We start from the raw sequence: 17,289 nt of genomic DNA on the forward strand, positions 1-17,289 counted from the left end.
TTCACTCTTCCTCGTAGTTGTAGTATGGTTATTGGAATTTTTTCTAATACAATTTTTTCATAAAAAAAACATCTGTACCGTCTCGGTACAGATGTTTTTAGCTTACGCCTTTTTCTTAAATAAATTTGCGATGCTTAATGCAAGTCCTCCCCAAATGACTACCATTCCAATAACCATCATCATAATCGCTGATCCACTCATCATGAAACACCTCGATCTTTCCATTCTTTTTCAAGCTTAGCAGAATCTGAATGTATTTGTGCATCCCATTTTTTCAGACTAATGATTATTGCAACTATTAGGAATGCCGCTGCAATTAACCAACCATAAGTTATAACAAACTCGGTTGGGTAATCTCCGTAGTTCTTTTTAATATTTTGGATTGTGCCATCAATTAACATATACCCTAACATAAGCGGGGTAATAACGAGTAAACTCACTCTCCAAAACGTCCCTAACTTTATATCAGATACAAAGTTTGCGTGATTTTGATAAACTGGTAAACGGCGCAAGATAAGTCCTATTGTCACTACTTCAACAAGTGCTATTGAAATTAATCCAAAATTGTTAGCGAAATAATCAACAACATCTAGGAACATAAGTCCACCACGCGTTGCAAATACAAGAGAAACTAACACGAGAAGCGTTCCCATAATTCCAATCGTTTTTTGACGACTTAAGCTGAATTTTTCAGATACAGCCGCAAAACATACTTCCGCAAGTGAAATGAGTGATGTAATTCCAGCAACCGTTAACGATAAGAAGAATAATACACCAAACAACTGTGACATCGGCAGCTCATTAATAATTTGTGGGAATACTACAAACGCAAGTCCCACACCAGCACTAGCTACTTTATCAACCGGTACCCCCATGTTATTCGCCATAAATCCAAGAGCTGCAAAGACCCCAATACCTGCTAATAATTCAAATCCTGAATTTGCAAATCCAGTAATAAAAGCATTATTTGTTGTGTCTGAGTTTTTCGGTAAATAACTAGAATACGTAATCATAATTCCGAATGCTAACGATAAACTAAAGAAAATTTGACCGTAAGCAGCAAGCCATACTTTTCCATCAAAAATACGACTCCAATCTGGTTTGAAGAATGCATCTAATCCTTGCATCGCACCTTCCATTGTCACTGCACGAACAACGATAATAAGGAACATAACAACTAATAACGGAATAAAAATGCGGTTAACAACTTCGATTCCTTTCTTAACGCCTTTAAATGCAACACCTAGTACAATAATCCAAACGAGCGCTAATGGAATTAATACTTCTGGCACAAGCCCTCCAAACTGCCCTGGCTTATCTGCAACATGTAAATATTCTTTAAATAAAAATGATTGCGTGTCTTTCCCCCATGCCCCAGTAATTGCAAAGTACGTATATGAAATAGACCAAGCAATAATTACTGCATAATATGTTGAAACGATAAACGTTACACACATTTGCCACCATCCAATAAACTCAGCACGTGGATGGATACGGAAGAACGTAAGTGGTGCCGAACCACGATGGCGATGCCCAAGAGCAAATTCGAATGCTAACAATGAAATACCAGTCGTTAATAATGCGAATAAGTACGGTAAAAAGAATGCGCCTCCTCCATTTTCATACGCTGTATAAGGAAAACGCCATATATTCCCTAATCCAACTGCAGAGCCGACCGCTGCGAAAATAAATCCGGCCCTCGTTCCCCATTGTTGCCTTGTTTCCATGTTTCCTTCCCCCTTTGTGACAAGTTCATACTTGGATTATATTTTAAATTTACTAAATTATCAATAAATTCTGTAAACTCTTTAACAATAATTGGAACCTTATCCTTTTCATCACAATAAAAAAATCGAATAGATAGCTATTCATCTATTCGATCTTTCATCTGTTTTAATATTTTCTTTTCAAGTCTTGAAACTTGTACTTGAGAAATGCCTATGCGCTCAGCTACTTCTGATTGGGTTTGGTCTTTATAATAGCGCAAATACACAATGAGGCGTTCTCGTTCATCCAATTCTCTAATCGCTTCTTTTAAAGCAATTTTATCAAACCATTTCGTTTCAGATTGATCTGCAATTTGATCTAAAATAGTGATCGGATCTCCATCGTTTTCATACACCGTTTCATGTATCGATGAAGGGGCCCGGCTCGCTTCTTGTGCCAGAACAACTTCTTCCGGCGTTAGTTCTAGCGCCTCTGCTACTTCATTAATCGTTGGATTCCTTCCGAACTCTTTCGAAAGCTCGTCTCTCATCTTTCGAATTTTATTTCCAGTTTCTTTTAAAGACCTACTTACTTTCACTGATCCATCATCACGTAAAAAACGCTGTATTTCACCAATAATCATTGGAACTGCATATGTTGAAAATTTCACGTCGAAAGATAAATCAAATTTATCCACCGATTTTAAGAGTCCAATACATCCAATTTGAAATAAATCGTCTGGTTCGTATCCTCGATTAAGAAACCGTTGCACAACCGACCATACGAGACGCATATTACTTTGAACAATTGTATCTCTCGCTTGTTGATCTCCATCTTGACTTTTTTGAATTAACGCTTTTAGCTCGTGGTCCTTTAACTGAGGTTTCTTCTTTTCATTTTTGACCTCGATGTCCATAGGCTATTCTCCTTAATTGCATAGAGCGCTACTATTTGATAAGTATTTTGTCAAATGGATTGTTGTCCCGAAAGATTCGTTTGAAATAACTTCTACTTCATCCATAAAATTTTCCATGATAGTAAATCCCATTCCGGAACGCTCTAATTCAGGTTTAGTTGTAAAAAGGGGTTGTCTCGCTTCATCTAAATTAAAGATGCCAATCCCTTCATCTCGAATCGTGAGTTTCACCATTGCTTCTTCCAAAATCACTGAAATATAAACAACACCTTCTGCATTTCCTTCGTACCCATGAATAATTGCATTTGTAACTGCTTCGGATATAACTGTTTTAATCTCTGTTATTTCTTCCATCGTCGGGTCTAGTTGTGCAATAAAAGCAGCTACTGTAACGCGAGCGAATGATTCATTCTGACTTAACGCTGAAAATTGAAGGTTCATTTCATTTCTCATTTATGCCACCCCCAACGTCGCGAGCGCATGCGCTTCACTTTCTTCTAAACGAACAATTTTAAATAGACCTGACATTTCAAATAAACGTTTAACAGGCGGTGAAATTGCACAAACAACCATTTCTCCACCTAATCCCTTTACATGTTTATATCGGCCTAATATAACACCTAAACCAGAACTATCCATAAATGATAAGTTCTCTAGGCTCAAAACAATATGATGAACACCATGCGTCTCAATCATATCTGTTACTTTCGTTCGCAACTCTTCAGCAGTATGATGATCTAATTCACCCGCTAGCCTCACACATAAGACGTCACGTTTTACTTCTAATTGCATGGAAAGACTCACACGATTTCCTCCTTATGCTCAAACTTTACTCATTAGCATACATAAGATTTTCGTGACAAAAAATAAGAATCCTTCCTACTGACAAAAGAAGTACTATTTCGCCATAATGTGAAACCTTTCAGCAATTATTCACTTACATAAGAATAGAAAAGCGGCAAGATTCCCGCCGCTATTTTGATGTTGAAAACATCCCAAAACTTCTTTTAAATAACTCCCACCAGCTTGCTGCAGCAACATCTTCTTTTGCTACAATTGTTTGTTTTAATAAAACATCTTTATCTTTTTTAATAACAAGTGTGCCAAGTGCATCACCTTTTTTGATCGGCGCTTTCACTTTCTTTTCAGCAATTACTTCTTGTTTTACTTTGTCCATATTTTCGCCCTTCTTCATAAGAAGAGATACATTGTCTGACGCAACTAAATCTACTTTTTCTTCTTTCCCTTTTCCTACTTGGACAGTCTTAATTTTTTCGCCACGCGTATACAATTTCTTTGTCATATATTGTCCAAATGCATAATCAAGAAGCTTTGTCACTTGATTGTTCCGTTCTTTTGATGTAGGTGCTCCCATAACAACTGAAATGACACGCATTCCATTTTTTTCAGCCGATGCTGTTAAACAATATTTTGCTTCTGTCGTAAAGCCTGTTTTCACACCATCTACTCCAGGATAAAAACGTACTAGCTTATTCGTATTTACGAGCCAAAACTTCTTATCCGTATCTTCACGTAAATAGTCTTCGTATTTACCTGTGTATTTGCGAATAAGTGGATATTTCATCAATTCTTTCGCCATTATAGCCATATCATTTGCTGTAGAATAATGATTTTTCGCTGGGAGACCTGTTGGGTTTTGAAAATGAGTATTTTTCAGTCCTAAATCTTTCGCTTTTTTGTTCATCATATTTACAAAACCTTCTTCTGAACCAGCGATATGCTCCGCCACTGCAACAGACGCATCATTTCCGGATGCAATTGCAATACCCTTTAGCATTTCATTTACAGTCATCTCTTCCCCAGGCTCTAAAAAGATTTGTGATCCACCCATTGAAGCTGCATGTTCACTTGCTCTAACTTTATCGTTTAGTTTTAGTTTTCCTTTTTCAACTTGTTCCATGATTAATAGCATTGTCATAATCTTTGTCATACTAGCAGGTGGTAACTTTTCATTCGGATTTTTATCAAACAAAACTTTACCGGTATCTTGCTCAATTACGATTGCTGACGACGCTTGTTCCGCTAACTTTGGCGCGGTTTCTTCTGTTTTCTCCTGCTTCGTTTTCTCAGATTGTGCGAAACTAACTGAAGTACCAGAAAGCAATAACATGAAACAAACAAGTATTCCAAAAACTCGCTTCATGACTAACCCTCCATTCTATATCAAACCTATTTTTTCCAATTTATTCGTTTTTAATACCATATTTTTCTATCATTTTCAGTTGACAAATAAATTCATTGCTTATATTGTATTAAGTGTATTACACACAGTAGTACACTTAATACTCATCAGGAAGGAGACATTGCTCTTGCATATTCAACTTGATCCAAGAAGCAACACTCCGATATGGGAACAAATTGTTCAAAACATAAAAGAACTCGTATTAAAAAACATGTTATCTCCAAGTGATAAGCTTCCTTCTGTACGCGAGCTTGCTTCTTTACTCGTTATAAATCCAAATACAGTTAGTAAAGCGTATCAAGAATTAGAGCGACAAGGGATTATTGAAACATTACGAGGAAAAGGAACATTTGTAGCCCAATCGATTACCCCAACATTAGACGAAAGGAAAATCGCTATGGTTGAAAAGCAATTTCATCAATTACTACTAGAAGCCTCTTATCTTGGGATTACGAAAGATAAAATTCACGATTGGATAGATTCATACTATAAAGAGATTGGAGGAAATACAGATGTTGAAAGTAACAAACCTGAAGAAAACAATTGATAATCAAACTATTTTAGACGATGTTTCTTTCACATTACAAAAAGGTAGTATCGTCGGATTACTCGGAAGAAACGGGGCGGGGAAAACAACTTTATTACGAACAATGGTCGGCATTTTAGACCCTGATGCAGGAACTGTTACATATGAGGATACGGATATTCATCAGCATCCTGAAATGAAGCAAAAAATCGTATATGTTCCGGATTCTACTAACATACTGAACGGATATACAATAAAAGAAATTGTAAAGTTTTATAAAGCTGTTTATACAGCATTTGATGAATCATATTTCTACGAATTGCTAGAACGTTTCAACTTACCAAACAAGCGAATTCGTAGTTTTTCAAAAGGAATGAAAGCACTACTTGCGATCATTTTAGCCGTTGCTGCAAAAGCAGAATATATCATTTTAGATGAACCGACAAACGGGCTGGATCCTATCGTTAAAAGACAAATCCTCCAATTTCTCGTTGGAGAAGTTGCGGAAAAAGAGATTACTATTTTCATCTCAACTCATCATTTAGATGAAGTTGAACAAATTGCAGATACAATCATTATATTAAAAGGCCATACCGTATCTTCTATTACATCACTAGACGATGCAAAATCAAGATTTGCAAAAATACAAGTAGCTTACGAACGATCACTACCTCAAAAACTAGAAAACTTAAGCAATATTAAAATATTAAATCTAACAGGAAAAGTATATACAATCTTAATCGAAGGAAATGTTGCTACAACGCTTGAGAAGTTTTATAAAGAGCAACCAATACTCATTGAAGAATTAACGATGTCACTTGAAGATGTCTTCGTTACGACACTTGAGGAGGATGAGTATGTTTCATAAGGCGTTATGGATGTGGAATTGGAAACGCGGGAAATATGCTGTGTTACTGTTTTTCTTTAGTTCGCTTTATCTTTTATCTTTCGGATACTATGAAGCAGCCGAGCGACAACTTGCTAATTATTATAGATTACAAGAAAAGGGAACGTTCTATTACTATTATGAATTTTGGTCAAAGACAGGTAATAGTGTTTGGCTAACTCTTCTTATTATTTGCTTAGCCTGTCTATTTATAGGATGGGAACGTAATAACCAGTCTAATGCCCTACTGGCAATGCCATTTACAAGAAAAGATATTTTCTTTTCTAAATGGGCTTTTGGTTCATTCTGGATTATAGGATCTCTCCTTGTAAACTGGATCCTTATGTACGTTATTTATAAAACAACCATTCATTTTGAGTACCAATCATTTAGTCCGTTTCATCGATACTTTCTTTATGCGATTGTTTCTTATGTTGCAGTATATACAACTGCACTATGCATCGGTACGTTTACTGGAAGCATAGTTTCGCAAGTAGTCTTTTGTATTCCGTGGCTTCTAATGGGACTTACATTCATTTCATTAGTGTACAACCTTACATTACAACATTTAGATGCTATAGATCCTAAAAATAATGACTTATATCAACAACTTGATGAAATCAATCAAAAAACAAATATAGTTGCACCAATATATCGGTTTTCTATCACTTACGACTATGATCCAGCATCACGAAAGAAAGAAAAAGACCCAACCACTTTAAGAGATCCAGCATCTTATCAATATTATTCGGCTAAGTCAATGTTAGTCCCTATTTTTTATACAATAGTTAACCTACTACTTGGCGCATATTTATATACACGATCACCAAATGAAAACACTCAAAAAATATTTATTTTCCATAAACATTTAAAAATATGGATATGGGGGACAACCATTTACTTTGCATTACTAGGTGGCTATAAAATGAATCAATTTAATTTCTTACCTAGCTACTATATCAGTTTGTTTCTCGCTGGACTCATTACTTATGTTGTATTATCACGACTAACAAATTATAAAGTTTTTTAAAGGAGGAATCCTATGTTTCAAAAAGCATTATGGCTAAGAACGTATCAACAAAGTAAATATGTTGTATGGCTATTGTGGCTCGTTAGCTTCTATACTTTATCATATAAGTACTATATGACTTCTATTGAACAACAACAATATCTAAAGATGCACAAAGCGTGGAACTATACATATCATTATCACTTTAATTTAACACTTATAGACCCTGTCATACTGTTAGGTAGTGTACTGATCGTTCTAGCCTGTACGTTAATTGGATGGGAAAGACAAAATAACTCTAGTGACTTGTTATGGTCTATGCCCTTTAAACGTTCGCACCTGTATATAACAAAGTGGTTGTTTGGAGTCTGTAACATTGCAGCAATCGTCGTTTTAAACTGGGGATTATTCGCCATTATGAAAAAAACAACTTTTCATAATAAATATCAAATATTTTCGCCATTCCATACGTACTTTCTATACATGTTAATTGTGCTAATCGCTATTTATACACTTGCATTATGTATAGGCACGATTGCTGGAAATATCGTCTCCCAAGGAATTATCACTACTATTATAATCGTTTTTCCATTCTTACTTCCATCTCTTATCGTAGGGGTGATTAGTGTTCATTCACACGCGGATGGGGAAAAGATTTATACTAAAATAAACACTATGACGGAAAAGATACGTATTTCTAGTCCAGTAGAAGATTTTCAGATTCACTTTAATTATGATCCACAAAATGCTTTTACCGATTCTAACGGCGTGCGTCATAATGAACCAAATTTTTCAACCATTCCTTCAGCAAAAACATTGATTGGACCTATTGCAAATATAATTATTTTATTACCACTCGGTATATATTTATATGTTCGTTCCGTCAATGAGCGAAATGGTAACTTCATATTATATCCGAAACTACAAAAAGCAGTTATCATATGTGCTATTTTACTTATTGGAATCGTTGGAGGTTTAACATTAAGTAGTACTCATTCATTGGTTAGTTTCTACATTGGATTTTTGGGGACTAGTTTAATTACGTATTTCCTTCTACCTAAAATATTGAAATGGAAAGTCTCTTGGAATTTCAAATAAAATAGCCTCCTCATAGTGAGGAGGCTATTTCACATTCTCTCTTCTTTTCCCATATTCTTTTTCTTGCTTCGTTCCAAACCCGTCACCATTTGCTACGATTTGATCTGTTGGAGCAACTATACTTTCAGCAATTCTCCATTCTCCCCCTTGTTGAATAAACACTTGCATAAAATAATTCATTCCATTTAATTGGTACGGGTTCTCTTTTTTCACTTCATAACGAGCTGCCACATAATACACCTGCACATTTTCAGCCTCAAACTTAGAAATATACTGTGATAATCTCGGGATGTACTGTGATGCTTTCTGAAGTGGAAGTTGTTTTACTTTTACAAGAGAAGACTTTGTCACATTGCTTATCGTATCTTCATGCCGAACGTTATCGCTATGATGAAATAAAATCGTATTCTGCATAGAGCGAATCCATAGTTTCGAATATAACACAGGTTGCTTATTTGAAATATGTTGTAATTCTTTTTGGACGACTTGAATTGGCGTTGCAGCATCCACGAACTTATTAAAGCAGAAAATGCTTCCAATCATAATGAGAAGCGTAAACATACGTTTCATAATTTTTCACTCCGATTCTTTTTAATTAAAGTATTGGAGTTTCAAAATATTTTTATTCAAAAGAAAAAGGATAGGAAAGCTTTCGCTTCCTATCCTCATTTATTATAATACGCGGCCAAATAGCTCTAACACCATTTCTATTTCTTGGTCGCTCCAACCTTTAAATCTCTCTTTATAATATTCTTTACGCACAGCTTCAAGTTTCTCAGTTACTTCTCTTCCGTGTTCTGTAATTTCTAAATACACGATACGACGATCTGAATTAGAACGTTTTCTTTCTACAAACCCTTTTCGTACGAGACGATCTGTAACAGCTGTAATATGACTGGAGGTTACGTTTACTTCACTCGCAATTTGCGAAGCCATTTGTGGACTTTTTAAAAATAACGCACGCAATACAGAGAATTCATTATATGGCATATGTTCTGCAAAACGTGTATTAATATCATTTTGTAATAAACGTATCATCTTTCGAAATGATGCGGATAAATCTAAAATCAGTGTTTCTCTGTTTTCGTTCACTAGCCTCGTCCCTTTTTTATCATATTTACACATATTATAATCTATAAATACCCATGTTGTATATGCTTTCTTTCCTTAACATTCTCATTTATGTAACTTTTTCATACAAATTTCTTTTTTGTTCACACATATACATATAAAAAAGGATGGTGATGGAAAATGCAAGGTGGAATGAATCCGTACTTACATAATATGCGTACGGCAAATACCGGTAAAGAAGCGACTATTACTGTACAAGGAGAAGGAATTGTAAAAGCAAAGCCAAATGTTGTCATATTAACACTCGGAATTCGAACAGATAGTAAAAATGTAAAACAAGCGCAAGAAGAAAATGCAGTGCAATCAAAACAATTGCTGGATGCACTGAAACAGCTAGGTATTGCCGACAAAGATATCGAAACCATTTCGTATACAATTACTCCTCAGTACGAATATGTAAATGATAAAGCATTACTACAGGGATACCGCGTGGAGCATTTGTATGAAATTACCGTTTTAAATGTACAAAAAGCAGGGGAAGTATATGATATAGCTGTTTCAAATGGTGCAAATGTAGCAAAAGGATTACGTTTTCGAATATCTCATCCAAATAAATATTATGAGCAAGCTCTCATTCAGGCCCTGCAACAAGCAGTAGAAAAAGCTCGTGCTATTGCGAGTACATACAATTTAAACATTAATCCTGTTCCACTCTCATTCGTTGAAGAATCCGCCCAATTACCAAGAGAAATTACATCTTATGCTACATTACATGCGCAAGCAGCTCCGCCCATTCAATCGGGAGAATTAGAAATTATATCTTCTATCCGGGCTATTTTTACGTATTTATAAGTAATTTCACTTGTAAGTAACCGTTATCATTTTTATTGTTGTAAAAACATGATGTTCTGATATAATAAAGGTCGGTGAGCTCTTACAGAAGAGATATCACGGGTGGGAGAGGGATATGAAAAAGAAGGTTTAACATGAAAGGAATACTTGAAAGAACATTTAAATTAGGTTTACATGAAACATCACCAAAACAAGAAGTTTTAGCTGGCGTTACGTCATTTTTCACGATCGTATATATTATGATTGTAAATGCATCCATCTTATCAGATGCTGGCATTCCTCTTGAAGCTGGAATTTTAGCAACTGTTTTCAGTTCATTCGTCGGATGTCTGCTCATGGCATTTTGGGCAAATGCACCTGTTATTCTTGTTCCTGGTATGGGTGTAAATGCATTCTTCACGTACACTGCTGTCCATACGCTCGGGTTAACTTGGCAGGAAGCGTTAGCAGCTGTCTTTATCTCTGGTATTATTTTTGCAATTGCTGCTTTTACACCAATCGCTCGCGCGCTCTCGGTATCGATTCCAAAGTCATTAAAGGAAGCTATTACTGTCGGCATCGGATTGTTTCTAGCATTTATCGGATTGCAAAAAGGTGGTTTAGTCGTTTCGAATCCAAATACTGCTGTTGCAATGGGGAAATTAAGTAATCCTGTCGTTCTTGCGACATTACTGACTCTTATCGTTGCACTTGTGTTATTTATTCGTAATGTACGTGGAAACTTTTTATGGACGATTGCAATAGGAACTGGTATCGCATGGCTATTTGGTCTTGTTGATACGAGTCAAATGGGAAATAGTTCATTCTCATTCGCTAATTACGGTGATGTGTTTGGAGCTATGTCATTTGGGAAACTTTCTTCCTTACCGTTTTGGATTGCAACATTCTCCTTAAGCATGGTGCTTATTTTCGAGAACATGGGACTATTGCACGGTTTATTAGAAGATGACCGTAAATTCCCACGTGCTTACCAAGCCAATGCAATTTCAGCAATGACATGTGGTCTATTTGGCACAAGCCCTACCGTTTCAACAGTAGAAAGTGCCGCAGGTATTACTGCAGGCGGTAAGACAGGTCTGACGTCTATCGTTACAGGGTTGTTATTTTTCGCATCACTGTTCGCGCTTCCGTTTGTCAAATTAATTCCTGATAGTGCCATTGCACCAATCTTAATTATTATTGGCGGTCTGATGATTACAAGCATTCAACAAATTCCTCTGAACGACTTTTCAGAAGGATTTCCAGCGTTCTTAATTATCGTCATGATCCCGCTCACATATAGTATCGCGGATGGCATTGCGTTCGGATTTATTGCTTATCCTATCTTAAAAGTTGCCCTTGGGAAGCGTAAAGAAGTCGCACCGTCTATGTATATCATTACATGCTTATTCTTAGCCATGTTTGTATTACATGCCATTGGTTAAGTAAAAAACACCGAGGATTTCCCTCGGTGTTTTTTACTTAAACCATCCTTTTTTATAAAACCAAGCCATCATTCCGCCGCCAATTAGCGCCATGATAAGTAGGCAAATAAAATAACTATACTGTCCGCCTAACTCTGGCATATGCGAAAAGTTCATTCCGTATACTCCCGCAATAAATGTTAATGGCATAAAAATAGTTGAGAAAACAGTTAATGTTTTCATAATATTATTCATATGGTGCGAGTTTAATGAAAAATAGCTATCTCTAATATCTGCCGTTAACTCTCGGCTCGCTTCAATCATTTCAGTCAGTTTAAGTAAATGATCATGTATATCTTTAAAATAAATTTCATGATCACTTATACCGTAAAATCGAGTTGAATTTAAAATACGATATAATAAATCACGCATTGGAATAATCGTACGCCTTAGCTTAGATAAATCTGCACGTATATCAAATACCTCTTCTAGCACACTTCCTGCTGTCTCACCCGTTAAATTATCATCAATTGCATTTAAATGATCCTCAATGTAGTAAACAGGTGCAAAATAGTCATCGACAATTTGGTCTGTAATCGTATGCGCTACATGTAAAGGCCCCTTCTTAATCCGTTTTTTTTCACCAAGCGTTTTCCATACTCTTTCAATCGCATTGTTATGAGAAAAATGGAAAGAAACAATATAGCGATCACTAACAAATAAATCGATTTCATGTGGTTCAAGCCCATCCTCACCAAACGCATGGAGAACTAAAAAGTTATATCCATCATAAAAATCAACTTTTGGCCTCTGTACATATTCTATACAGTCTTCAATTGCCAGGGGATGGAACTTAAAATGATCTTGCAAAATATATGTATACTCTTCTTTCGTTGGCTTATATAAATCGAGCCAATACCATACAATATGGTCTTTCGTTGTTTCTTCTAGCGAAACATCATATAATACTTCATCTGTTTTTGTTATTGCACAAATTCTAATCATAATTTCACCCATTATTATTATAAACAAAAAATAGTAAAAAAAGCCAAGGAGAAATCTCCTCAGCCTTTTTTATTATTTCGTTACGATACCGTGTACTAAAGTTGGTGCATCTACGTGTTCTTTAGAGATTTTCATGTTCTCATAAATTTTCGCTTTCACATCTTCAACATTTTCGCGGTTTGCATAAATTGTAACTAGTGAGTCACCTTGTTTCACGCTATCGCCTACTTTTTTGCGAAGCATTAAACCAACTGCTAAATCAATTTCAGACTCTTTCGTTGCACGTCCTGCTCCTAGAAGCATTGCTGCTGTTCCGATTTCGTCTGCAACGATTTCTGATACATATCCATCTTCTTTCGCTTCCACTTCAATTTTAAATTGTGCTTGTGGCAATTTAGAAGAATCATCAACAACAGATGCGTCGCCGCCTTGCGCTGATAAGAACGTTTTAAATGATTCTAACGCTTTACCGTTGTTCATTACTTCAATTAGTTTTTCACGTGCATCTTCTAAAGATGAAGCTTGTCCAGCAAGGTATACCATTTGACTTCCAAGCGTTAAACATAGCTCTTCTAAATCTTTCGGCCCTTTACCTTGTAATGTATCAATTGCTTCTTGTACTTCTAATGCGTTACCAATTGCTTCACCAAGTGGCTGACTCATATCAGAAATAACTGCCATCGTATTACGACCAACGTTATTACCGATGCGTACCATTGCTTCTGCTAAACGTTTTGCATCTTCATCTGTTTTCATAAATGCGCCTGCTCCAGTTTTTACATCAAGAACAATTGCATCTGCACCAGCAGCAATTTTTTTACTCATAATCGAGCTCGCGATAAGCGGAATTGAGTTTACTGTCGCCGTTACATCACGAAGCGCATATAACTTTTTATCGGCAGGTGTTAAGTTTCCGCTTTGACCGATAACAGCAATTTTATTTTCATTAACAAGACGCATGAATTCATCATTTTCAATTTCCACATGGAATCCTGGAACCGCTTCTAATTTATCAATTGTACCACCCGTATGCCCTAAACCACGTCCAGACATTTTCGCTACTGGTACACCTAAAGCAGCTACTAATGGACCTAATACAAGTGTCGTAGTATCACCAACACCACCTGTTGAATGCTTATCTACTTTTACCCCTTCAATGGCTGATAAGTCAATTGTATCACCGCTATTTACCATTGCCATCGTTAAATCAGCACGCTCTTGGTCGTTCATATCTTGGAAGAAAATTGCCATTGCAAGTGAACTTACTTGATAATCAGGAATATCACCATTTGTATATCCTTCAACGATAAAGTTGATTTCTTCTGTCGTTAATGCATGTCCATCACGTTTTTTTGCAATTAGGTCCACCATTCTCATTGTGAAGTCACCCCTTCATTTGTTTTACAATTGCTTTTACTAATGCTAAGAAATTAGCCTTAACACGTTCTGTCGTTTCAATTACTTCATCGTGGTGAAGTGGCTGATCTAAAATACCAGCTGCCATATTTGAAATACAAGAAATACCTAGTACTTTCATACCTGCATGACGAGCTACAATTACTTCAGGTACTGTTGACATACCAACTGCATCTCCGCCAAGTGTACGAAGCATACGAATTTCAGCAGGTGTTTCATATACAGGACCTGTCATTCCAACGTATACACCTTCTTGTACTTTAATATTTAAATCTGCTGCAACTTGTTTCGCCATTTCGCGAAGTTCTGTTGTATATGATGTAGACATATCAGGGAAACGTACGCCCATTTCAGAATCGTTTGGTCCAATTAATGGATTCGTACCCATGAAGTTGATGTGATCTGAAATTAACATAAGATCACCTGGTTCGAATGATGTATTTACACCACCAGCTGCGTTCGTTACAACAACTGTTTCTACCCCTAGTTCTTTCATAACACGAACTGGGAATGTTACTTTTTGCATGTCATATCCTTCATAGAAATGGAAACGTCCTTGCATTGCTACGACTGTTACACCTTGAAGTGTACCGAATACTAGTTGACCTGCATGGCCTTCTACAGTTGATACTGGGAATTCAGGGATTTCACTGTAAGGTACTGTTACTGCATTCTCGATTTCATCTGCTAATACACCTAGTCCAGATCCAAGGATTAGTCCTACTTGTGGTGTCTCTTGAAATTTCTCTTTTAAGTATGAAGCTGATTTTGTAATAAGTTCACGATTCATTTGTTTATCCCCCTATTTCTTTAGCTCGTTTAAGAAGCTTGTTCCGTATTCTGGCATTTTCACACCGAAGTTTTCTGCTACTGTTGCACCAATATCAGCAAATGTTTGACGAATTGATAATTCTTGTCCGCCTTCTTTCATGCTTGGGCTATATGCTAATAACGGTACATATTCACGTGTATGATCAGTACCAGGATGTACTGGATCATTACCGTGGTCCGCTGTAATTAATAATAAATCATCTTCTTTTAGTTTTTCGAATACTTCAGGAAGACGTGCATCATATTCTTGCAGAGCTTCTCCATATCCTTGTGGATCACGGCGGTGGCCAAATAATGCATCAAAGTCAACTAAGTTTAAGAAGCTAAGACCTGTAAAGTCCATGTTTAATGTATCTACAAGTTTATCCATTCCATCCATATTAGACTTCGTACGAAGTGATTCCGTTACCCCTTCACCATCATATATGTCAGAAATTTTACCGATAGCAATTACATCATAGTCACTATCTTTTAATTCATTCATTACTGTGCGGCCAAATGGCTTTAACGCATAGTCATGACGATTTGGTGTACGTGTGAATTTACCTGGTTCTCCAACGAACGGACGAGCAATAACACGTCCTACCATGTACTTCTCATCTAACGTTAATTCACGGGCAATTTTACAAATTTTATATAACTCATCAAGTGGCACTACTTCTTCGTGTGCTGCAATTTGTAATACGCTATCTGCAGAAGTGTAAACGATTAAAGAGCCTGTTTCCATTTGCTCTTGACCAAGCTCATCAAGAATTTCAGTTCCAGAAGCTGGCTTATTACCGATAATTTTACGGCCTGTTTTTTCTTCTAATTCATCAAGTAATTCTTTCGGGAACCCTTCAGGGAACACTTGGAATGGTGTATCAATGTAAAGACCCATGATTTCCCAGTGGCCAGTCATTGTATCTTTACCAGTAGATTTCTCTTGCATTTTTGTATAATATCCAAGTGGCTTTTCTACTTTTGAAATACCCTTCATTTCGCGAATGTTACCAAGACCTAATTTCACCATGTTTGGCATTTGTAATCCATTCATATGTTCAGCAATATGACCAATTGTATCAGAACCTAAATCACCAAATTGTTCAGCATCCGGTGCTTCACCAATTCCCACTGAGTCCATTACGACTAAGAATATACGTTTATATTTATTCATAACTGCGACCTCCTATAAGTTCCGTTCTACTTCTTGTAGTATGTTCAAAACGCTATAAAGTGAAACTGTTATCCATAAGAATTATCTTTCGTTCTCGTTGTCAAACAGTGCTTCTTTAAATCATTCTCTAACCTATTTTGGTTTACTTTAAACGGCTCAAAAATATTTCTAGTTTTTTCTAAGTCAGATGTCAGACATCTGATATTGATATCATAACATGTTTACGCTTTCTTTTTAATACATTTTCATAGAATTTCTCATTTTCTTCACACTTCTATTGTAATCCATTATGCAAAGAAGTGCTAATTATTTTGTGACTTATTTCTTAATACAAAATAAAAAGCAGCTCTAAAGAGCTACTTTTTATTTTACTTCTACTGTTTCTTCTTTATGTTCATGCAGTTCGCCTTTTCTTACATGCACTTTCACTTTATAAGCACCATTCTCTTTGAAAGTATATTTACTTTCATATTCCCCTTTATTCCCCTCTTTTGCTGGAATAAATTCATGCTTTTCAACGCCGTCTTTCCAAATTTCAAGTTGTACTTCAGCACCAGTTAATGCTTCTTCTTTTTGCTTTAAATGAACTTTCATTGTTGACTCAGCATTTGCTTTAATATCACCAGCCATTAGATGAATCATTGTGTCACTTTTATGGTCGCCATGTCCTGCACCGTGATCGCCATTTTCTTTCTTCGCATCTTCTACTTTCGCATTTCCTACAGCAACTTTTACTTCTGGCATAACGTGCATCTCACGAGCATTTGTATGAGCAATAATATGATATACTCCGTCCGTCTCGAATGTTTTCTCTACAGCATAAACACCTTTTCCTTTATGCTTACCTTCTAACATCTCGTGCTTTTCATCGCCATCTTTCCAAATTTCAAACTTTACATCATCAGCGTCTGTTACTTTTTCTTTTCCTTGTGTAACAAGTGCTTGTACTTCTGTTTTTTCACCTGGTTTAATTTCTTTCGGATTTGTTTGAACTGCTACTTTTACAGCTTCAAGTTTCTGTTCTTTTTTCGGTTCTTCTTTGTTTGTATTACAGCCAGCCAATGCTAGCATCGCGATAAATAAAGTCATAATAAGTTTTTTCATCATCATTTCCTCCTTCATACTATTATTTAGTATAGAGGAAACACATTGTAATATTCCAGTCTTCCGCTGAAAACAATATACGAAATGTTTGTGAAGTTTTTGTGAA

19 protein-coding genes are annotated in these 17,289 nt (G+C 36.1%); 6 read left to right on the plus strand and 13 right to left on the minus strand.

Annotated elements, in window-relative coordinates; translation table 11 throughout:
• Nucleotides 1-102 precede the first annotated feature (102 nt).
• The 6 genes from MR065_RS00765 to dacF form a co-directional block, all read right to left on the minus strand.
• Nucleotides 103-204 (minus strand): methionine/alanine import family NSS transporter small subunit, encoded by a 102-nt coding sequence (locus MR065_RS00765; RefSeq protein ID WP_002094424.1) that lies wholly within the window; start codon nucleotides 202-204, stop codon nucleotides 103-105.
• Nucleotides 201-1,727 carry a sodium-dependent transporter gene (locus MR065_RS00770; protein WP_242212136.1) on the minus strand — a complete coding sequence of 509 codons (1,527 nt, stop codon included), beginning with the start codon at nucleotides 1,725-1,727 and terminating at the stop codon, nucleotides 201-203. The genes MR065_RS00765 and MR065_RS00770 overlap by 4 nt, the downstream gene beginning before the upstream one ends.
• 137 nt (nucleotides 1,728-1,864) lie before the next feature.
• Nucleotides 1,865-2,623 carry an RNA polymerase sporulation sigma factor SigF gene (sigF, locus tag MR065_RS00775; RefSeq protein ID WP_097904564.1) on the minus strand — a complete coding sequence of 253 codons (759 nt, stop codon included), beginning with the start codon at nucleotides 2,621-2,623 and terminating at the stop codon, nucleotides 1,865-1,867.
• A 12-nt stretch (nucleotides 2,624-2,635) separates the two neighbouring features.
• The gene (gene spoIIAB, locus MR065_RS00780) at nucleotides 2,636-3,076 is read right to left on the minus strand and encodes an anti-sigma F factor (protein WP_242212137.1); all 441 of its coding nucleotides are present in this window, start codon (nucleotides 3,074-3,076) and stop codon (nucleotides 2,636-2,638) included.
• Nucleotides 3,077-3,427, minus strand: coding sequence for an anti-sigma F factor antagonist (spoIIAA, locus tag MR065_RS00785; protein WP_000059133.1), 351 nt, complete (start codon nucleotides 3,425-3,427; stop codon nucleotides 3,077-3,079).
• 169 nt (nucleotides 3,428-3,596) lie between these two features.
• Nucleotides 3,597-4,787, minus strand: a complete 1,191-nt coding sequence (gene dacF / locus MR065_RS00790) for a serine-type D-Ala-D-Ala carboxypeptidase DacF (protein WP_242212138.1) — start codon at nucleotides 4,785-4,787, stop codon at nucleotides 3,597-3,599.
• Between the two features lie 166 nt (nucleotides 4,788-4,953).
• On the opposite strand from dacF, the gene MR065_RS00795 reads away from it, so the two are divergent.
• Genes MR065_RS00795 through MR065_RS00810 form a run of 4 tightly spaced genes read left to right on the plus strand, consistent with a single transcriptional unit; the run spans nucleotide 4,954 to nucleotide 8,345 of the window.
• Nucleotides 4,954-5,373 (plus strand): GntR family transcriptional regulator, encoded by a 420-nt coding sequence (locus tag MR065_RS00795; protein WP_242212140.1) that lies wholly within the window; start codon nucleotides 4,954-4,956, stop codon nucleotides 5,371-5,373.
• Entirely contained in the window at nucleotides 5,339-6,220 is an 882-nt protein-coding gene (locus MR065_RS00800) for an ABC transporter ATP-binding protein (RefSeq protein WP_242212142.1), read from the plus strand. Before MR065_RS00795 ends, MR065_RS00800 begins: the two co-directional genes overlap by 35 nt.
• Nucleotides 6,210-7,268: an ABC transporter permease subunit gene (locus tag MR065_RS00805; RefSeq protein WP_242212144.1), complete on the plus strand. Its 1,059-nt coding sequence runs from the start codon at nucleotides 6,210-6,212 to the stop codon at nucleotides 7,266-7,268. Before MR065_RS00800 ends, MR065_RS00805 begins: the two co-directional genes overlap by 11 nt.
• Before the next feature lie 12 nt (nucleotides 7,269-7,280).
• Complete coding sequence (locus tag MR065_RS00810) at nucleotides 7,281-8,345, plus strand: ABC-2 transporter permease (protein WP_242212146.1); 1,065 nt, start codon at nucleotides 7,281-7,283, stop codon at nucleotides 8,343-8,345.
• 24 nt (nucleotides 8,346-8,369) lie between these two features.
• Here the strand turns inward: MR065_RS00810 and MR065_RS00815 are convergent, their stop codons facing one another.
• Nucleotides 8,370-8,915, minus strand: a complete 546-nt coding sequence (locus MR065_RS00815) for a hypothetical protein (protein ID WP_242212147.1) — start codon at nucleotides 8,913-8,915, stop codon at nucleotides 8,370-8,372.
• A gap of 102 nt (nucleotides 8,916-9,017) precedes the next feature.
• The gene (locus tag MR065_RS00820; RefSeq protein ID WP_141436234.1) at nucleotides 9,018-9,437 is read right to left on the minus strand and encodes a MarR family winged helix-turn-helix transcriptional regulator; all 420 of its coding nucleotides are present in this window, start codon (nucleotides 9,435-9,437) and stop codon (nucleotides 9,018-9,020) included.
• Nucleotides 9,438-9,596: 159 nt separating this feature from the next.
• On the opposite strand from MR065_RS00820, the gene MR065_RS00825 reads away from it, so the two are divergent.
• Both MR065_RS00825 and MR065_RS00830 read left to right on the plus strand, forming a co-directional pair.
• Nucleotides 9,597-10,268, plus strand: coding sequence for an SIMPL domain-containing protein (locus tag MR065_RS00825; RefSeq protein ID WP_242212149.1), 672 nt, complete (start codon nucleotides 9,597-9,599; stop codon nucleotides 10,266-10,268).
• 134 nt (nucleotides 10,269-10,402) lie between these two features.
• Nucleotides 10,403-11,692: an NCS2 family permease gene (locus MR065_RS00830; protein WP_098267995.1), complete on the plus strand. Its 1,290-nt coding sequence runs from the start codon at nucleotides 10,403-10,405 to the stop codon at nucleotides 11,690-11,692.
• Nucleotides 11,693-11,725: 33 nt separating this feature from the next.
• Here MR065_RS00830 and corA read toward each other — a convergent pair whose 3' ends face one another.
• The 5 genes from corA to MR065_RS00855 all read right to left on the minus strand — a co-directional run bounded on the left by corA (nucleotide 11,726) and on the right by MR065_RS00855 (nucleotide 17,186).
• The gene (gene corA, locus MR065_RS00835) at nucleotides 11,726-12,688 is read right to left on the minus strand and encodes a magnesium/cobalt transporter CorA (protein ID WP_141436235.1); all 963 of its coding nucleotides are present in this window, start codon (nucleotides 12,686-12,688) and stop codon (nucleotides 11,726-11,728) included.
• 60 nt (nucleotides 12,689-12,748) lie between these two features.
• Nucleotides 12,749-14,053 (minus strand): pyrimidine-nucleoside phosphorylase, encoded by a 1,305-nt coding sequence (locus tag MR065_RS00840; RefSeq protein WP_242212151.1) that lies wholly within the window; start codon nucleotides 14,051-14,053, stop codon nucleotides 12,749-12,751.
• A 7-nt stretch (nucleotides 14,054-14,060) separates the two neighbouring features.
• Nucleotides 14,061-14,882 carry a purine-nucleoside phosphorylase gene (locus MR065_RS00845; protein ID WP_001078444.1) on the minus strand — a complete coding sequence of 274 codons (822 nt, stop codon included), beginning with the start codon at nucleotides 14,880-14,882 and terminating at the stop codon, nucleotides 14,061-14,063.
• A gap of 12 nt (nucleotides 14,883-14,894) precedes the next feature.
• On the minus strand, nucleotides 14,895-16,079 hold the full coding sequence (gene deoB, locus MR065_RS00850; protein ID WP_242212153.1) for a phosphopentomutase: 1,185 nt from the start codon (nucleotides 16,077-16,079) through the stop codon (nucleotides 14,895-14,897).
• Nucleotides 16,080-16,442: 363 nt separating this feature from the next.
• Nucleotides 16,443-17,186 carry a FixH family protein gene (locus MR065_RS00855; RefSeq protein WP_242212155.1) on the minus strand — a complete coding sequence of 248 codons (744 nt, stop codon included), beginning with the start codon at nucleotides 17,184-17,186 and terminating at the stop codon, nucleotides 16,443-16,445.
• Between the last annotated feature and the right edge of the window lie 103 nt (nucleotides 17,187-17,289).

It is taken from the genome of Bacillus cereus group sp. BfR-BA-01383 (genome assembly GCF_022663495.1).
GTDB lineage: Bacteria > Bacillota > Bacilli > Bacillales > Bacillaceae_G > Bacillus_A > Bacillus_A cereus_AU.